The sequence below is a fragment of the Vibrio sp. 5S239 genome (genome assembly GCF_041439575.1).
GTDB lineage: Bacteria > Pseudomonadota > Gammaproteobacteria > Enterobacterales > Vibrionaceae > Vibrio > Vibrio kanaloae.
Window position 1 is genome coordinate 99,123 of sequence record NZ_JBGOOM010000008.1, and the last position, 17,201, is coordinate 116,323.

Annotated in this window: 15 protein-coding genes; 10 read left to right on the forward strand and 5 right to left on the reverse strand. The window is 45.1% G+C overall.

Going from position 1 to position 17,201, the window contains the following annotated elements:
- Positions 1-249: 249 nt before the first annotated feature.
- Complete coding sequence (gene argE / locus ACED48_RS08880; protein ID WP_017055847.1) at positions 250-1,386, reverse strand: acetylornithine deacetylase; 1,137 nt, start codon at positions 1,384-1,386, stop codon at positions 250-252.
- 153 nt (positions 1,387-1,539) lie between these two features.
- Here argE and argC point away from each other — a divergent pair, with 153 nt between their 5' ends.
- The 4 genes from argC (at position 1,540) to argH (ending at position 6,891) form a co-directional block, all read left to right on the forward strand.
- Positions 1,540-2,544: an N-acetyl-gamma-glutamyl-phosphate reductase gene (gene argC / locus ACED48_RS08885; RefSeq protein ID WP_017055846.1), complete on the forward strand. Its 1,005-nt coding sequence runs from the start codon at positions 1,540-1,542 to the stop codon at positions 2,542-2,544.
- Between the two features lie 12 nt (positions 2,545-2,556).
- Positions 2,557-3,345, forward strand: a complete 789-nt coding sequence (argB, locus tag ACED48_RS08890; protein ID WP_017055845.1) for an acetylglutamate kinase — start codon at positions 2,557-2,559, stop codon at positions 3,343-3,345.
- Positions 3,346-3,458: 113 nt separating this feature from the next.
- Positions 3,459-4,670, forward strand: coding sequence for an argininosuccinate synthase (locus ACED48_RS08895; protein ID WP_017055844.1), 1,212 nt, complete (start codon positions 3,459-3,461; stop codon positions 4,668-4,670).
- Between the two features lie 346 nt (positions 4,671-5,016).
- Positions 5,017-6,891: an argininosuccinate lyase gene (gene argH / locus ACED48_RS08900; RefSeq protein WP_017055843.1), complete on the forward strand. Its 1,875-nt coding sequence runs from the start codon at positions 5,017-5,019 to the stop codon at positions 6,889-6,891.
- A 249-nt stretch (positions 6,892-7,140) separates the two neighbouring features.
- On the opposite strand, the gene ACED48_RS08905 is transcribed toward argH, so the two are convergent.
- Positions 7,141-7,392 (reverse strand): DUF3624 domain-containing protein, encoded by a 252-nt coding sequence (locus tag ACED48_RS08905; RefSeq protein ID WP_017055842.1) that lies wholly within the window; start codon positions 7,390-7,392, stop codon positions 7,141-7,143.
- A gap of 87 nt (positions 7,393-7,479) precedes the next feature.
- Between ACED48_RS08905 and ACED48_RS08910 the strand changes: the two genes are divergently transcribed.
- Positions 7,480-7,827, forward strand: a complete 348-nt coding sequence (locus ACED48_RS08910; RefSeq protein ID WP_017055841.1) for a RidA family protein — start codon at positions 7,480-7,482, stop codon at positions 7,825-7,827.
- A 240-nt stretch (positions 7,828-8,067) separates the two neighbouring features.
- On the opposite strand, the gene ACED48_RS08915 is transcribed toward ACED48_RS08910, so the two are convergent.
- A complete protein-coding gene (locus ACED48_RS08915; protein ID WP_017055840.1) occupies positions 8,068-9,534 on the reverse strand; it encodes a dihydrolipoyl dehydrogenase in 1,467 nt (488 codons plus the stop codon).
- Positions 9,535-9,805: 271 nt separating this feature from the next.
- Positions 9,806-10,534 carry a glutathione peroxidase gene (locus ACED48_RS08920; RefSeq protein ID WP_017055839.1) on the reverse strand — a complete coding sequence of 243 codons (729 nt, stop codon included), beginning with the start codon at positions 10,532-10,534 and terminating at the stop codon, positions 9,806-9,808.
- A 219-nt stretch (positions 10,535-10,753) separates the two neighbouring features.
- Between ACED48_RS08920 and oxyR the strand changes: the two genes are divergently transcribed.
- Positions 10,754-11,644: a DNA-binding transcriptional regulator OxyR gene (gene oxyR / locus ACED48_RS08925; RefSeq protein ID WP_017055838.1), complete on the forward strand. Its 891-nt coding sequence runs from the start codon at positions 10,754-10,756 to the stop codon at positions 11,642-11,644.
- A gap of 99 nt (positions 11,645-11,743) precedes the next feature.
- Here the strand turns inward: oxyR and ACED48_RS08930 are convergent, their stop codons facing one another.
- A complete protein-coding gene (locus tag ACED48_RS08930; RefSeq protein WP_032547878.1) occupies positions 11,744-14,305 on the reverse strand; it encodes a penicillin-binding protein 1A in 2,562 nt (853 codons plus the stop codon).
- 151 nt (positions 14,306-14,456) lie between these two features.
- Here ACED48_RS08930 and pilM point away from each other — a divergent pair, with 151 nt between their 5' ends.
- Genes pilM through ACED48_RS08950 form a run of 4 tightly spaced genes read left to right on the forward strand, consistent with a single transcriptional unit; the run spans position 14,457 to position 17,174 of the window.
- Positions 14,457-15,482: a type IV pilus assembly protein PilM gene (gene pilM, locus ACED48_RS08935; protein ID WP_017055836.1), complete on the forward strand. Its 1,026-nt coding sequence runs from the start codon at positions 14,457-14,459 to the stop codon at positions 15,480-15,482.
- Positions 15,466-16,065: a PilN domain-containing protein gene (locus ACED48_RS08940; protein ID WP_017055835.1), complete on the forward strand. Its 600-nt coding sequence runs from the start codon at positions 15,466-15,468 to the stop codon at positions 16,063-16,065. Before pilM ends, ACED48_RS08940 begins: the two co-directional genes overlap by 17 nt.
- Complete coding sequence (locus ACED48_RS08945) at positions 16,058-16,669, forward strand: type 4a pilus biogenesis protein PilO (protein WP_017055834.1); 612 nt, start codon at positions 16,058-16,060, stop codon at positions 16,667-16,669. Before ACED48_RS08940 ends, ACED48_RS08945 begins: the two co-directional genes overlap by 8 nt.
- Entirely contained in the window at positions 16,656-17,174 is a 519-nt protein-coding gene (locus ACED48_RS08950; protein WP_017055833.1) for a pilus assembly protein PilP, read from the forward strand. The genes ACED48_RS08945 and ACED48_RS08950 overlap by 14 nt, the downstream gene beginning before the upstream one ends.
- Positions 17,175-17,201 lie beyond the last annotated feature (27 nt).

The window sequence follows — 17,201 nt, forward strand, 5'->3', positions numbered from 1 at the left end:
GCCTCGTAAAAAAATTACATCCATTGTTCCTTGTTAAGTACACAATCTAGCGAAAACTGCTGTATCTAGTCAAATAAAGCATTCTAAGTTTGCAATTATTAGCTTTCGAAATACGGGAGAAGTAAATTTTCTAATACTTCGGAATAAAGTGAAATTTAATTACAAGATTGAATCCAAATCAGGGGTAACAGAATAAAAGCCACGTTTTAAGGTGGCTTTTATTGGAAAATATCGAATGGGTAGTAATAGCTAGAAGCAATATTTACGGATCGATTTACTCAGAACATCAATCGTTGGATCGATAAAATCGAAGCTCAAGAACTCATCCGGTTGGTGAGCTTGGTCAATCGAACCTGGGCCCAATACCAAGGTTGGACACAGCTCTTGTAGGAAAGGCGCCTCGGTACAGTAGTTCACAGTTTGCGATTCAGTTTCGCAAACTGATTCCATACCGCCGATAAATGGATGGTCGTGTTGGCACTCGTAACCCGGAATTGGCTCATGCAGTGGCGTGATCTCAATTCTGCCCGGCCATTTTGCTTCCACTTCTTTAAGTGCGCTACGCAGCATGTTATCCAAACCATCTAAGCTGATTCCCGGTAAAGGACGCACATCATAGTGCAGCTCACAACAACCACAGATACGGTTAGCACTGTCGCCACCGTGAATATGGCCAAGGTTTAGCGTGGGACTTGGAATCGCAAAACCTGGGTGGTGATACTCTTTGACTAATTTGTCACGCAACTGCATTAAAGCAAACAACACTTCATGCATGATCTCGATAGCATTGACGCCTAAGGCAGGATCGGAAGAGTGACCGGATTTACCCGTTACTCGCACAGCATTGGCAACATGACCTTTATGACCACGAATCGGCACTAGGCTAGTCGGTTCACCAATAATGCAGTAATCCGGTTTAAACGGTGCATTTTCAGTGAAGTGGCGCGCACCCAACATGGTGGTCTCTTCGTCACAGGTTGCCAATACATATAGCGGCTTGGTCTGTTTGCTCCAATCCATCTTCTTTGCCGCTTCATAAACGAAAGCGAAAAAGCCTTTCATATCGGCCGTGCCTAATCCATAGAAGCGATTGTTGTGTTCTGTTAGTGCGTGAGGGTCGAAGTTCCAACGCCCTTCATCGAATGGCACTGTGTCGCTGTGTCCTGCGAGTAGCAAGCCACCTTCGCCCGATCCCATCTTAGCGACCATATTATGCTTGCCGGGCTCGACTTCCATGACTTCAACGCTAAAGCCTAAGTCTTTAAACCATTGAGCCATTTTTTCGATTACTTTCTCGTTGCCATGATCCCAGCTTGGATCGGTTGAGCTAATGGAGTCGGTGGAAATTAGGCCTTTGTAGACCTCAAGAAAACTCGGTAATTGCATAATAACTTCACTTCTACTATTGACAGGAAAACCATAAGTCGGTAAAACACATATTAAATCATATTTAATGCATAAGAAATCAAATAAAGCTAAAAATTAAGTATGAATAGTCAAATTTGAAATGTAACTTACCTCTGGAATGGATGTGTTGAGATGTTGAAAACCACGATCATTGGCGCAAGCGGCTACACAGGAGCAGAACTGGCTCTAATGATAAACAGACACCCTGATCTCACGCTATCAGGTTTATATGTCTCCGCCAATAGTGTAGACGCTGGTAAACCTATTGCGGCACTACACGGTAAGTTAACTGGCTTGATTGATATGCCAGTACAGCCATTAACAAATCCGGAAGAAGTAGCTAAACAGTCGGATGTGATTTTCTTAGCGACCGCACACGAGGTCAGTCACGACCTAGCACCAATCTTTCTTGAGAACGATTGCCAAGTGTTTGACCTATCCGGTGCCTTTAGAGTTAAGGGCGAAAACTTTTACCAAGAGTTTTACGGTTTTGAACATCAACACGAACAATGGCTTGATAAAGCCGCTTATGGTTTAGCTGAGTGGAATGAGCAAGACATTAAAAAAGCTCAACTGGTCGCAGTTGCGGGTTGTTACCCAACCGCTTCTCAATTGGCGATTAAGCCTTTAGTTGAAAGTAAGTTATTAGATGAAACCCAATGGCCAGTGATCAACGCAACCAGTGGTGTGACTGGTGCCGGTCGCAAAGCAAGCATGGTTAACAGCTTCTGTGAAGTGAGTCTGCAGGCTTATGGCGTGTTCAGTCACCGCCACCAACCTGAAATGGTTGCTCATCTCGGACGTGACGTAATTTTTACACCGCACCTCGGCAATTTTAAGCGTGGCATTTTAGCGACCATCACCATGAAACTGGCTGAAGGTGTAACGGAGCAACAGATACAAGATGCCTTCAAGCAAGCTTATCAAGGTAAACCTGCGGTGAGGTTACTCGAAGAGACATTGCCAAGAATTCAAGATGTAGAACAGACACCTTTCTGCGATTTAGGTTGGAAGGTTCAGGGACAGCATATCATCGTTGTTTCAGCGATCGATAACTTATTAAAGGGTGCATCTAGCCAAGCGATGCAGTGTTTAAATTTACGTTATGGTTTTGCGCCATTGACTGCATTAGTGTAAAGGAATCTAGATATGAGCCTTAATAATCAACCATTAATCATAAAGTTAGGTGGCGCAGCGCTATCTTGTGGTGAAACACTTAGCAAGTTATTTGGTGCTATCTCTCACTACCAACAACAGGCACAGCGACCAATCGTGATTGTTCACGGCGGTGGTTACCTGGTTGATGACTTGATGAATAATCTGAATCTCGAAACGGTTAAGAAAGAGGGGCTACGTGTTACTCCTTATGATCAGATCCCTGTGATTGCTGGTGCACTAGCGGGTACGGCGAATAAATTACTTCAAGGACAGGCGATTAAAGACGGTATCAATGCCGTTGGTTTGAGCCTAGCAGATGGTGGTTTATGCAAAGTGAGCGAACTGAACCCTGAACTAGGTGCAGTAGGAAAAGCAGAACCGGGCGACTCAACCGTCCTGCAAGCTATTCTTAATGTTGGCGCACTGCCAATCATTAGCTCGATTGGTCTGACCGACCAAGGTCAACTAATGAACGTCAATGCCGACCAAGCTGCGGTTGCCGTTGCTGGCGCACTTGATGCTGAACTGGTGCTGCTTTCTGATGTAAGTGGTGTGTTGGATGGCAAAGGTCACCTCATTCCAAGCCTTAATCAACAACAAGCCGATGACCTTATTGCAGGAAAAGTGATTACTGACGGCATGATCGTTAAGGTTCAAGCCGCACTAGAAGCCGCTAACGAGCTCGGACGACCAATCGAAGTTGCGACTTGGCGATATCCAGAAAAGCTAACACAACTGTTTTCAGGTAAAAGCATAGGAACACAGTTTTTACCTCAGTAGGGCTCACGACGAGTGACTACTTAAAGAATTTAGACAAATTAAATAAACATATAATTATGAAGTTATTTCCAACGCTGACCGCCATGTGCAGTATGGAAACTAGGAGAAAGAAAATGAGCAAAGTTAACGTAAAGAAAGTTGTTGTAGCCTACTCTGGCGGTCTAGACACATCAGTAATCATCCCATGGTTAAAAGAGAACTATGACTGTGAAGTGGTTGCGTTTGTCGCGGATGTTGGTCAAGGCGACGAAGAGTTGATTGGTATCGAAGAGAAAGCGAAAGCTTCTGGTGCTTCTGAGTGTTATATCGCTGACCTTAAAGAAGAGATGGTGGCAGATTACATCTACCCAACGCTAAAAACAGGCGCTTACTACGAAGGCAAATACCTACTAGGAACTTCTATGGCTCGTCCAATCATTGCGAAAGCACAGGTTGAAGTAGCACGTAAAGTAGGTGCAGACGCACTGTGTCACGGCTGTACAGGTAAAGGAAATGACCAAGTTCGTTTTGAAGGCGCATTCGCAGCACTAGCACCAGACCTACACGTCATTGCACCATGGCGTGAGTGGGATCTAGTTAGCCGTGAAGAATGTCTAGATTACCTAGCTGAGCGTAACATCCCTTGTACGGCTTCTCTCACTAAGATTTACTCGCGTGATGCAAACGCATGGCACATCTCTACAGAAGGTGGCGTTCTTGAAGATACATGGAACGCACCAGATGAAGATTGCTGGGCTTGGACGGTAGATCCAGAGCAGGCGCCAAACGAATCTGAAACCGTCACGCTTAAAGTTGAAAAAGGTGAAGTGGTAGCGGTAGATGGCGAAGCAATGACACCATACAACGCGCTGGTTTACCTAAACAAGAAGGGGGCGAAGCACGGTGTTGGTCGTATCGATATCGTAGAAAACCGTCTTGTTGGTATGAAGTCTCGTGGTTGTTACGAAACCCCAGGTGGCACGATCATGATGGAAGCACTGCGTGCAGTAGAGCAACTGGTTCTTGATAAAGCAGCATTCGAATTCCGTGAAGAACTGGGCGTTAAAGCTTCTCATCTTGTATATGATGGTCGTTGGTTCACGCCGTTATGTAAGTCAATTCTTGCGGCGACAGAAGAACTAGCACAAGACGTGAATGGTGAAGTGGTGATCAAACTTTACAAAGGCCATGCAACAGTGACTCAGAAGCGTTCTGAGAACAGCTTATACTCAGAAGAGTTTGCAACCTTTGGTGAAGATGAAGTGTACGACCAAAGCCACGCTGAAGGCTTCATCCGCCTTTACTCGCTATCAAGCCGTATCCGTGCGCTGAATAGCCAAAAATAACCCTAATACTGAGTTAGCGAGCTAACCTTTGATGAAAGATTAAAGGTCAGTAAACAGGCATTATTATGCAAAGCCCATTCACTATTGATTAGTGAATGGGCTTTTTGCTTTCAATTCGCCTAATAATTCAGCTTCGGTTTTTACTATTGAATGGCATATAATTCTCTCTCCACGCGAAAATAATCAATGGTTTGAATTTTTTGTGAATAAATATGTTTAAATAATGAATTAATACTTTATTTTCATTTTGAATTGCCGTAAGTTTAAACCATCAGAAAAATACTGAATCTTAATCAGAATTATCATTTGCAAAAACAGTGAGCACTGTGCAATTAGGAGATACACAATGGCATTATGGGGCGGTAGATTTACCCAAGCAGCAGACACCCGGTTCAAAGGTTTTAACGATTCTCTTTGTTTTGATTACCGATTGGCTGAGCAAGACATTGTGGGCTCAATTGCCTGGTCTAAAGCTCTACTGTCGGTCAACGTATTAACCGAAGAAGAGCAACAAAAGCTTGAGTTAGCGCTGAATGAGCTAAAACTTGAGGTGATGGAAGATCCTGAACAGATTCTACGCTCTGATGCAGAAGATATTCACAGCTGGGTTGAGCAACAACTTATCAGCAAGGTCGGTGATTTGGGTAAAAAGCTTCACACTGGCCGTTCTCGTAATGACCAAGTGGCGACAGACCTGAAACTATGGTGTCGTCAGCAAGGTAACCAGTTGCTACTGGCACTGGATCGCCTGCAAAGCCAAATGGTCAACGTTGCTTCTCAGCATCAAGAAACCGTGCTTCCTGGCTACACTCACTTGCAACGTGCTCAGCCGGTAACTTTTGCTCACTGGTGCTTGGCTTATGTTGAAATGCTTGAGCGTGATTATTCTCGTTTGAATGATGCGATTAAGCGTCTAGATACATGTCCGCTGGGTTCTGGTGCCCTTGCAGGAACAGCTTACCCGATGGACCGTGAAGAGTTAGCTCACAACTTAGGTTTCCGTCGTGCAACGCGTAACTCTCTAGATTCAGTCTCTGACCGTGACCATGTGATGGAGCTGATGTCGATTGCTTCTATCTCTATGCTTCACCTTTCGCGTCTTGCAGAAGATATGATTTTCTACAACTCTGGTGAATCAAACTTCATCGAGTTAGCGGATACCGTGACGTCAGGTTCATCTCTGATGCCGCAAAAGAAAAACCCTGATGCGCTCGAGCTTATCCGTGGCAAAACGGGCCGTGTTTACGGTTCATTAGCAGCAATGATGATGACAGTGAAAGCACTGCCTTTGGCGTACAACAAAGACATGCAAGAAGATAAAGAAGGTCTGTTCGACGCTTTAGACACTTGGAATGATTGTATGGAAATGGCTGCTCTTTGTTTTGATGGCATCAAAGTGAACGGCGAACGTACACTTGAAGCGGCGAAACAAGGCTACGCTAACTCCACTGAACTGGCTGATTACCTAGTAGCGAAAGGCATTCCTTTCCGTGAAGCTCACCATATTGTCGGTGTGACGGTCGTGGCGGCGATTGCTAAAGGCTGCGCATTAGAAGACTTAAGCATCGCAGAGATGAAAGAGTTCTCTGAGGTGATTGAAGAGGATGTGTATGACATCCTGACCATTGAATCATGTCTTGAAAAACGTAGCGCGTTAGGCGGTGTATCACCACAGCAAGTGGCTTACGCGGTTGACCAAGCTGAGAAGCGTTTATCACAGCGTGACACTTCCATCGTCAAGGTTCGTCCTGCTCGTCTGACCGATATTGAAGCATTGGAAGGCATGGTGGCCTATTGGGCCAATATGGGGGAAAACCTGCCTCGTTCTCGTAATGAACTGGTGCGTGATATTGGCTCGTTTGCAGTCGCAGAGCATCATGGTGAAGTGACGGGCTGTGCATCACTCTATGTCTATGATTCAGGCTTAGCTGAAATTCGCTCACTCGGTGTTGAAGCGGGTTGGCAAGGTCAAGGGCAGGGTACGGCAATTGTGCAACATTTGGTTGATAAAGCACGACAAATGGCCATTAAGAAGGTGTTTGTACTGACTCGTACGCCTGAGTTCTTTATGAAGCACGCTTTCTTACCAACATCGAAATCTTTGCTACCTGAGAAGGTGCTAAAAGATTGCGATCAGTGTCCTCGCCAACATGCGTGCGATGAAGTGGCGTTGGAAGTGAACTTGGTAGAACAGGTTATTGCCAAGGTAAATGTTGCATAAGTCATTGATTTTATAGGTCCTAAAAAAAGATCAAAAATCTGGTCTTCTTTGGGGAACAAACTAAGAAAAGCCCGGTCTATTTAAGTACCACTGCTTTTTCTTAGAATTTTCTAAGAAAGCCCTAGAGTCGATTGATTCTGGGGCTTTTTTCTATCTGCTGTTTGGGAAATGATGATAGGGCGCTAAATAGAAGCTCTACCGGGTCATTGAATCGATATTTGACCGTTATCACTTATCCCTCCAAAGACATTAGTTAACGCTTTTTTTCCTTAAAGGCAGCACCACAAACTTCATGAACCAATGCAGCGACAACAAACCGCTGAATGCGCAAGCAGCCATCATCAAGGCGATGGCATTGATGGTTTTCGGGTCTTCTCTTAAAAATACCCACCATGCTCCCCAGCTGATTATCGACAGCACCATCAGTTGATTCATACAACGTTGGCAGCGACCGAGTTTGTTGAAGATTTTTTCATTTTTATTGCAATGAACACATGTCATCTTAGGCTTAATTCGCGTTATGCTTGTTGCCTTGATAATACCACGTCACAAGATATTGGATCACGGTGACATAGAGAGAGAAGATCGATGATTGAGCGCCAAGAAACCAAGCAACGCATGAGCCGTATTGTTAAACACAATGGTACTATCTACCTATGTGGCCAAGTTTGCGCTGATGCAACCAAAGACATCACAGAACAAACACAAACGATGTTGGATAAAGTGGAAGCCCTACTTGAGCAAGCAGGCAGCGACAAAGAGCACATGCTGTCAGCAACGATTTACTTGAAAGACATGACAGACTTCCAAGAAATGAACGCAGTTTGGGATGCATGGGTTCCAGAAGGTCACGCTCCAGCTCGCGCATGTGTGACTGGCGATATGGCTCGCGAAGCGCTACTTGTTGAAATCTCTGTGATTGCTGCTGAGAAGTAATAGCTAAGTATTTAGCGACAGGCAATGGCTTCAAGAGATTCCAGATACCTCGTCCCTCGGTTCTGGAATGACGAGTTTAGTTTTGGTTTAGTTACATAAATAAATCAACGTCATTCCCGGTAGCGACGAAGGAGCGTAATCGGGAATCTGTTATTTGCTCGTTGCCAAAAGACAAAAAGGAAAGCCAATGGCTTTCCTTTTTAGTATCTAATCTATGTGTTCTGTTTCAATCCACCGAGATTAACAACCAGGCCCACAATCTAGACAGTGCTTCACCATCTGTGGACCTAGGTGTAGTTTCGCATTGAGGTCACGTAGAGCGGTTCGTACACCCTCTTCGATAACGGGGTGGTAGAAAGGCATGTCTAGCATTTCCGAAACCGTCATCTTGTTTTGATGCGCCCAAGCTAATAGATGCGCCAAGTGTTCTGCGTTTGGCCCCATCATCTCAGCACCAAGGAAACGGCCTGTACCTTGCTCGCCGTAGACGTGCAGAATACCTTTGTTGCGTAGCATCACTCGTGAACGACCTTGGTTCTCGAAAGACACTTCTCCTGTTGCGAAACAACCACAAGTGCCTAAGCGTGTTGTGATCTCTTTGTATGTTTCACCAACCATTGCAATTTGTGGGTCAGAGAATACCGCTGAGATTTTAGAACGACGTAGACCTGCACGAATCTCAGGGAAGCGACCTGCGTTGTCACCGGCAATACGTGCTTGGTCGGCTGCTTCATGCAGGAGAGGCAGTTGGTTACTTGCATCACCAGCGATAAATACCGATGATAGTGATGTTTGTAGCGTGTAATGGTCTGCGATTGGCACACCACGTTCATCAAGCTCAAGAGAGGTGTTCTCTAGGCCAAGCTTGTCTGTATTAGGACGACGGCCTGTTGCTGCCAGTACATACTCGACGACGTTAGTTTCTAGTTCACCTTGTTTATTGATGAACTGGATTTCAACGCGATCTTCACCGGATTCAGTCGTAATACGCTTCATGCTTTCGATTTTTACGTCGGCATCCAGGTAGAACTCTTCATTGAAGGCTTTGTCTGCATAAGCCATGATCTCTGGGTCGGTTACTGGGCCAACTTGACCACCTAAACCGAACAGTTTTGTTTTTACACCCAAGCGGTGCAGTGACTGACCAAGCTCAAGACCAATAACACCAGGACCAAATACGGCTACTGATTTTGGTAAATCATCCCAGTTGAACACGTCATCATTAATGATTAGACGGTCGCCCAGGTCGTTCCAAGTTGCAGGGTATGCAGGGCGAGAACCGGTCGCGATGACAAAACGCTTAGCCGTCACAACGGTGTGGTCATCAATTTGTAGCGTGTTGTCATCTAAGAATTTTGCGTAGCCAGAGATCTTGTCTTGCTCTGGGATTTCATCAACACCTTCTAAAACAAAACCAACAAAACGGTCACGCTCAAACTTCACTCGCTCCATGACTTCACGGCCGTTAACCACGATACCACCTTGTGGGTGAACGCCAAAAGCCGGCGCTTTCTCGATGTGGTGTACGCTTTCCGCTGCTGCAATAAGCAGTTTGGATGGCATACAACCAACACGGGCACAGGTTGTGCCGTAAGGGCCGCCTTCAATCATCACAACACTGTCAGTGTGTGCTTTTGCAGCGCGGTAAGAACCTAGACCTGCCGTACCGCCCCCGATAACTGCTACATCTACATTGACTTGTTTCATAATAATCTTCTCGCAATGGCTAAATTTAGTTTGAACGACCCCCTCCAACTCAAGTGATTTTTGAAGTGAGTCAGCGTCGTGGGTTAGTTTTGTGATTTTGTTTCTTAGGTTTAGCGTGACTCTTAAGTCAATGAGTCGAAGCTATATGCTTTGTCCAGCCTAACTTTCTAAATGCTTTTTTGAAACTTTAGAAGTGGAGCTTGTAAGTAGCTAACCTACAAAGGGTAGGTTAGCCAGTGCCTCCAATATTGCTAAGTTCTCGCTAGAAAAATTAAGCTAGGAAAGCTTCCAGCTCTTCGCTGCCACCGATGTGTTTGCCACCGATGAATACTTGAGGAACCGTAGTGCGACCAGAGATTGCACGTAGGCTTACGGTTGTTGCGTCTTTACCTAGCACGACTTCTTCGTAGTTTAGACCTTTGTCGATAAGGTTCTGCTTTGCTTTCATACAGAAAGGGCAGCCTGGTTTAGTGAATACTGTGATTGACTCTTGCTCTTTGTGCTCAGGAGCAATGTAGTTAAGCATAGTATCTGCATCAGAAACCTTGAACGGGTCGCCTGGTACGTCTTCTTCGATGAACATTTTTTCTACCACGCCGTTTTTAACCAGCATGCTGTAGCGCCATGAACGTTTGCCGAAGCCGATGTCGTTTTTCTCAACTAGCATGCCCATGCCGTCTGTGAAATCACCGTTACCATCTGGGATGAATGTGATGTTTTCCGCTTCTTGGTCTGCTTTCCAAGCATTCATTACGAATGTGTCGTTTACTGAAACACATAGAATGTCATCAACACCGTTCTCTTTGAATACAGAGTGTAGCTCGTTGTAACGAGGAAGGTGGCTTGAAGAGCACGTTGGCGTAAACGCACCAGGTAGGCTGAATACGATAACCGTCTTGTCTTTGAATAGCTCTTCAGTCGTTACGTTAACCCATGCATCACCTTGACGAGTTGGGAATGTTACTTGAGGGATTGATTGACCTTCTTTAGATGTAAACATATTGATTTCCTTAAATAGTATTTTTAATTTGTTCTATCAGAGCTTAACGTTTTTCTTTGCTCTGTTTCGTTTCGTTGAGCCCATTATTAGATAATTTCTTTGATAGCTCTAATCGTTTGATGTTATGGTTTTGATAGGTAAATTCTATCAAGAACATTTATTTTAAATATTTCTATTAAAACCTTTGTTCTTATTAAAACTTGAGGTGAGAGACTGCTCATGAACATTCGTGACTTTGAATACTTGGTAGCGCTTGCAGAGCATAAACACTTCCGAAAAGCGGCAGAAGCGTGCTTTGTAAGTCAGCCCACACTCAGCGGCCAAATACGTAAACTGGAAGATGAAATTGGCCTTCAGTTAACCGAGCGTAGCCCAAGAAAGGTGATATTTACAGAATCAGGCTTACAACTTGTTGAACAAGCGAAGTCTATTCTCAATGAGGTGAAGACCTTTAAAGATATGGCGAGTGGACACGGTGAAGCAATGACGGGGCCAATGCATATTGGCTTTATTCCGACTGTGGGCCCGTACATTTTACCCAAAATTATTCCTCATCTGAAAGAGAGCTTCCCCGACCTTGAGCTTTACCTGCACGAAGCGCAGACTCATCAATTGGTGAGCCAGTTGGAAGATGGCAAGCTCGATTGCTTGGTATTGGCTGCGGTTGATGAAACGGCGATGTTCAAAGAGATTGATGTTTATGATGAGCCGCTGAGTCTTGCTGTGCCTTGTGACCATGAATGGGCTCAGCAAGACAGTGTTGATATGCTTCAGCTTAATGGCAGAACCGTACTTGCGCTGGGCGATGGCCACTGTTTACGAGATCAAGCTTTGGGTTTCTGCTTTGCGGCGGGAGCAAAAGACGATGAACGTTTCAAAGCGACTAGCTTAGAAACGCTGCGTAACATGGTCGCGGCAGGGGCGGGTATTACCTTACTACCTCAGTTATCGGTACCAAAGGAAAAGCAGAAAGATGGTGTGTGCTATGTTCCTGCGGTTAATCCAACTCCTTCGCGCAGAATTGTCGTCGCGTACCGGCCAGGATCTCCGTTAAAGGGACGCTTTGAGCAACTGGCTGAAACTATTCGAGCGCAACTTGAGAAACAGTAAGATTTAATGCCTCAAGAGGCGGTTTTCAGGCATAAAAAAGGGCAGGTACGAATTATCGTATCTGCCCTTTTACTTGGTGTTTTTTAATAGACTCTACTGCTAAAATAGCGCTTCTACGGCTTCTCCAGACGACGTTGAGTAGATATCATCGTTGAAACCTTCGGTGGTGTACTCGGTTGGCTCTGTGCCTTTTTCGAAGTACTCGAAGATTGATGAGCTATCGAACTTGTTAGTTAGTAAGCCTGTTTCACGGTCAATACGAACTCGGATGATGTTTTTCGGAAGTTCTTTGCGTTGTGCTGGTACGCCTGAGAGTGCCGTTCCCATAAATTTAACCCATGCTGGCTCTGCGGTTTTCGCTCCAGCTTCGGCACCTGTAATCGGGTTCTTTTCAAGGTTTGAGTTCGCTCTGGTACGACCTAGAGCACGGTTGTGGTTATCAAAACCGACCCATACGGTCGCAACCATGCCTGGTCCGTAGCCGCTATACCAGGCATCTTTCGAATCATTGGTTGTACCTGTCTTACCGCCAATGTCACGACGTTTTAAAGGTTGAGCACGCCAACCAGTACCATTCCAACCTGTGCCTTGACTCCAGTCGCCGCCACCCCAAATATTGCTGTACATCATTTCACGTACTAGGAATGCGTTCTGCTCAGAGATAACTTGAGGTGCGTATTCTACTTCAGTGTCGACATCTTGCTCAGCAAACTCATCGGCCATAGTATTGCTAGTTATCTGTTGTTGACAATCTTCCTTACAAACCACTTTCGGTGTTGCTTCAAATTCAGTCTCACCAAATGGTGTCTCAATGCGGCTGATGTAGAAAGGTTCAACGTAATAGCCGCCATTAGCGAATACTGAGTAACCTTGTGCAACCTTCATTGGCGTTAAGCTGCCTGCACCCAAAGCGATGGTTTCAGAGCGAGGCACTTTATCAATATCAAAACCGAAGCGTGTTAGATAGTTACGCGTATCATCCAAGCCTACTTCACGCAGCACACGTACGGCCATCACGTTTTTAGATTGAGCTAGGCCAATGCGTAAACGGGTTGGGCCGACATAGGTAGGCGGTGAGTTTTTTGGTCGCCATGCGGTACCTTGGCTCTTATCCCATTGGTTGATAGGGGCATCGTTGATCAGTGATGCCAACGTTAAGCCTTTATTAATCGCTGCTGAATAGATAAATGGTTTGATACCAGACCCAACCTGACGAATAGATTGCGTCGCTCGGTTAAATTTGTTGTGCACGAAGTTAAAGCCACCCACCATCGACAAAACCGCGCCGTTGTTAGGGTTCATTGCAACAAAAGCAGTGTTCGCATTAGGTACTTGGCTTAGTCGCCATACTACAGGCGTTTCTGATTTCGCCTCTGCTGACTCTTCTCTAGGTTCTTCAGATACTTCATCACCTGTTATGGCTTCATGTCGAACCCAAATTTGTTCACCAACAGCAAGTATCTCTTTCGCTTGAGAAGGTGCAGGGCCTTGGCGATTGTCTGTTAGGAACTTACGTGCCCAGTTCATACCTTGCCACTCGATCGATCCTTCCCCTTGGTTCTTAACCCAAACCTGTGCACTTTTCGCATCAACGCTCGTCACTACCGCTGGGACTAAGTCACCATAGGTTGGTTGAGACTTAAGGTGTTGAACTATTTGTTCATGATCCCAAGCCGATTGCTCGGTTTGCCACAGCACCTTTTCTGCACCACGGTAACCGTGACGCTCATCGTAGTTGAGTAGGTTTTTAATCGCGGCTTGGTTGGCTGCCCTTTGCAGTTTTGAATCAACCGTCGTGTAAACTTTCATACCTGATGTATAAGCCTCTTCGCCGTAGCGTTCGACCATCCAAGCGCGCGCTACTTCCGCGACATACGGAGCGCTGACTTCTATTTCTGCACCATGATATTTAGAGAGAAGCTCTTCGTTGCTAGCCTCATCGTACTCTTCTTGAGTGATGTATTGCTCATCCAACATGCGGCGTAATACAACATTACGACGGTTGGTCGCACGTTCAACGGAGTAGATAGGGTTCATGGTTGATGGTGCCTTTGGCATACCAGCAAGTGTAGCCAGTTCACTCAAGGTGAGATCTGGAAGGTCTTTACCAAAGTAAACACGAGCGGCTGCACCAAAACCATATGAACGGTGACCAAGGAATATCTTGTTCACGTAAAGCTCCATGATTTCTTCTTTGCTAAGCAGTTGCTCAATGTGGATCGCAATGAATATCTCTTTGATCTTACGCATGATCTTCTTCTCATTAGATAAGAAAAAGTTACGCGCAAGCTGTTGAGTAATGGTACTCGCCCCTTGCTTTGCAGAGCCCGACATGGCGACCACGATGGCGGCACGGGTAATACCGATAGGGTCAATACCTGGGTGATCGTAGAAACGACTATCTTCGGTGGCAATCAGAGCCTCAACTAAGTGGCGAGGGATCTCGTCGTAAGTGACTGGATTCCGACGTTTTTCACCAAATTGAGATATCAACTTACCATCTTGACTGAAGACTTGCATTGGTGTTTGGAGTTCTACGTCGCGCAGAGTGGCAACATCAGGTAGCTCAGGTTTTACGTAATAATAAAACCCAAAAATTGTACTGACTCCAAGAATCATGCAAGTCAATGTAAATATGAATAATCTCTTTATGAACTTCACCGGATAATCCCTGATTAGTTAAGGCTGACAAGCAGCAAACCCTTGTACTCTAGGTTAAAAACTTAGCTTTCGTTTATTAACGCTTATTTAACTAATAATCACAACCCCTAGATAATCAACGAAATGCTCAGCACTTCAGGAGCTAGGTCAAATGGGTTCATCATTAATTACAGGTATAGATATAAATCATCACAGTATCAAAGCTGTGGTACTAAAACCCGTTGGGGAGTTGTATGCCATCGTGGGATACAAAGAGCTGCCGATTTCGGACGACATTTTTACAGCTAACCATACTTTGGAGTATCAGAAAACTGTTAAGAAACTCAAAGAACTTAAGAAAGGACTGCCTTTTGGAAGTCGTAACGTCGCTATTTCAGTACCAGATAACACGGTGATCAGCAAAGTACTGCAAATAGAGAGTGAGTTAGAAGATAGAGAGAAAGAGTTTTCTATCTATCAAACCTTTGCTCATCAATCTCCCTTTCCTATCGAAGAGCTGAGTTTAGATTTTGTAAAGCTCGAAGACAAACGGTTTGGTAAAGGATCGACAAGTAGTTATCAGGTGTACGCGACTCGCAAGGAAGTTGTGGATAGTCGAGCCAATGCATTAAGCAAAGCCGGGTTTAAACCTATCGTCGTTGATACCCAAGCACATGGACTTCTCAATATTTGGCAATTGGCTTCGTATTTGTCCCCAGAAAAGAAGAATTGGCTGCTGGTGGACGTTGGAATCGACCAAACCTCGTTAGGGGTTATCCCGCAGAATTCTGCGCCTTTTTATAAAGACATCGCCTTTGGTACTCAAGAGCTGTTAGGCACAGGCAGTCCAAGTGATATGGAAGGCGTGTTCGGCACCACTCAGGATACACATCGGTTTATTGTTAATCTTATTGAAAAGCTCAAGCGTCAACTGCAACTCTATTCGTCGGTAAATGCGCTTCAACCTATCTCAGGGATTTGGCTAATGGGCGAAGGAGCGAGCATACCAATGGTCGTTGAGGAGTTAGAACGTCATTTTCAGATGAGTTGTGAGTCACTGAACCCTATGTCTTTGTTTGAGAATAAGGTGGCCCAGAAACGCCGATCGTCACTGAATTGTCAGCATTTTGGTATTGCGGCGGGGATGGCAATGCGTGGTCTCAAGTGGCAGGGAGAAAAGCATGTTGCATCAAATTAACTTGCTGCCTTGGCGCGATGAAATTCGATCTCAGTATAAGAAGCGTTTTATTCATCTAGTCATTCTTGGCGTCATCATTGCGCTTGGTGGGCAATGGGCGGTCGGTAACTACTTTCACGACCAACAAGCCAAGCAACAAGCGCGCCTCAACTATCTCAATCAATATATCGCTCAACTCGACCAGAAAATTCAGTCGTTAAAAGTGGCAGAACAGGAGCACAAAGCCATTCTTACTAGACTTGGCGTGGTCGAATCCTTACAGCTCGGTCGCAATAAGACAACTGATTTTATGAACCTGATGCCGGAGCTCATCCCTGAAGGCGTGTATGTCGATAAGATAAAAATGAATGGTCAGGAAATTGAAATGGAGGGGATCAGTGACAGTACTTCTCGTTTGGCAACGATGTTGGATAACTTAGAACGCTCCCGTTCCCTTAAAGGGGTTGAGATGCACTCTATCATTCATAATCGCAAACGCTTCAATAAGGACTTTCAGACCTTCAACGTCTCTTTTGTGTTTATCCCTGTGTCATTAGATAGTCCAGCCGAGAATGTAAAAGAGAAGGGGGCGAATCATGGTTAGTTTTCAAAATCGGGTGAGCTTGCAAGATCTCGATGTCGATGAGATCACCGAATGGCCTTTATTGCCTCAGCTATTGGTCATTTTTGCCTTGATGATACTTACCCAAGGTATGGGTACTTGGTTGTATATTGCTCCTTTGGACGATGAACTTCAGCAGATGAAACAGCAAGAGCAGACGCTTAAAACAACTTTGCGGATTAAAGCCAATAAGGCGGCGGTTTTGCCTAAGCTCCAGAATCAGTTGGATGATTTAACCAGTCGTTATGATTATCTATTAGAGCAGCTACCAGTACAAAAAGAGTTGGCAAGTATGTTGGCCTCAGTGAATGAGCTTGGGTTGGATAATAAGTTGACGTTTACGCGTATTGATTGGGGACAGAAGCAAAACAAAGAGTTTCTCTATCGTTTACCTCTTAATATAGAGCTAACAGGGGACTATCACGCGATTGGAGACTTCTCAGCAGCCATCGCCAAACTCCCACGAATTATTAGTTTTAATGATGTGAGTTGGCAGCGCGTCAGCCAAGAAAGTAGCACGCTCCATTTCAGGGTGCGAGCGTATACCTACCAATTTAAGCCGGAGTTGAGCGATGAAACCCAATAGAGTGTTCTGTTCAACCTTACTACTGCTTTTGCTTGCGGGCTGTAAAGCGAATGAAGATTCGTTAGAAGATTTTGTGGTGCAAGTTGAAGCCAAAGCTAGGAAAGAGGTGGAACAGCTTGTTCCTGCCGCTGAGTTTACGGCTGCTACTTATCAACGCCGAGCTTTTCGTCCTCCGTTTGAACTCCCTAAGGAAGCCATTGTGCAGAATCAGCCTCTAATTAAGAAAAATTGTTGGCAACCTAGTGCTCGATCTCGGAATGGCAAGCTAGAGAAATACCCGCTGAGTAAGCTTCGTTTAAGAGGCGTGATGGGAAGTGGCTCAAGCGTGTTTGGATTAGTTCAAACACCCAAAGGGAATGTGGTAAACGTGAAAAAAGGCCAGTTTATCGGTTTAAATAACGGTCGTGTTACTAAAGTAACGAGCCAGCACGTTCTGATTAATGAAACTCTTCCAGATGGCTTAGGTTGTTGGCACAAGCGCAACGTTAAGCTGGCTCTGAAGTAAAACAATGTCACGTGATGTGGATATGAG

Excerpts from the sequence above, each read along its gene's own strand:
- argE (WP_017055847.1), bottom strand. The coding sequence starts at position 1,386 with ATGCAATTACCGAGTTTTCTTGAGGTCTACAAAGGCCTAATTTCCACC.
- argC (WP_017055846.1), top strand. The coding sequence starts at position 1,540 with ATGTTGAAAACCACGATCATTGGCGCAAGCGGCTACACAGGAGCAGAA.
- argB (WP_017055845.1), top strand. The coding sequence starts at position 2,557 with ATGAGCCTTAATAATCAACCATTAATCATAAAGTTAGGTGGCGCAGCG.
- ACED48_RS08895 (WP_017055844.1), top strand. The coding sequence starts at position 3,459 with ATGAGCAAAGTTAACGTAAAGAAAGTTGTTGTAGCCTACTCTGGCGGT.
- argH (WP_017055843.1), top strand. The coding sequence starts at position 5,017 with ATGGCATTATGGGGCGGTAGATTTACCCAAGCAGCAGACACCCGGTTC.
- ACED48_RS08905 (WP_017055842.1), bottom strand. The coding sequence starts at position 7,392 with ATGACATGTGTTCATTGCAATAAAAATGAAAAAATCTTCAACAAACTC.
- ACED48_RS08910 (WP_017055841.1), top strand. The coding sequence starts at position 7,480 with ATGATTGAGCGCCAAGAAACCAAGCAACGCATGAGCCGTATTGTTAAA.
- ACED48_RS08915 (WP_017055840.1), bottom strand. The coding sequence starts at position 9,534 with ATGAAACAAGTCAATGTAGATGTAGCAGTTATCGGGGGCGGTACGGCA.
- ACED48_RS08920 (WP_017055839.1), bottom strand. The coding sequence starts at position 10,534 with ATGTTTACATCTAAAGAAGGTCAATCAATCCCTCAAGTAACATTCCCA.
- oxyR (WP_017055838.1), top strand. The coding sequence starts at position 10,754 with ATGAACATTCGTGACTTTGAATACTTGGTAGCGCTTGCAGAGCATAAA.
- pilM (WP_017055836.1), top strand. The coding sequence starts at position 14,457 with ATGGGTTCATCATTAATTACAGGTATAGATATAAATCATCACAGTATC.
- ACED48_RS08940 (WP_017055835.1), top strand. The coding sequence starts at position 15,466 with ATGTTGCATCAAATTAACTTGCTGCCTTGGCGCGATGAAATTCGATCT.
- ACED48_RS08945 (WP_017055834.1), top strand. The coding sequence starts at position 16,058 with ATGGTTAGTTTTCAAAATCGGGTGAGCTTGCAAGATCTCGATGTCGAT.
- ACED48_RS08950 (WP_017055833.1), top strand. The coding sequence starts at position 16,656 with ATGAAACCCAATAGAGTGTTCTGTTCAACCTTACTACTGCTTTTGCTT.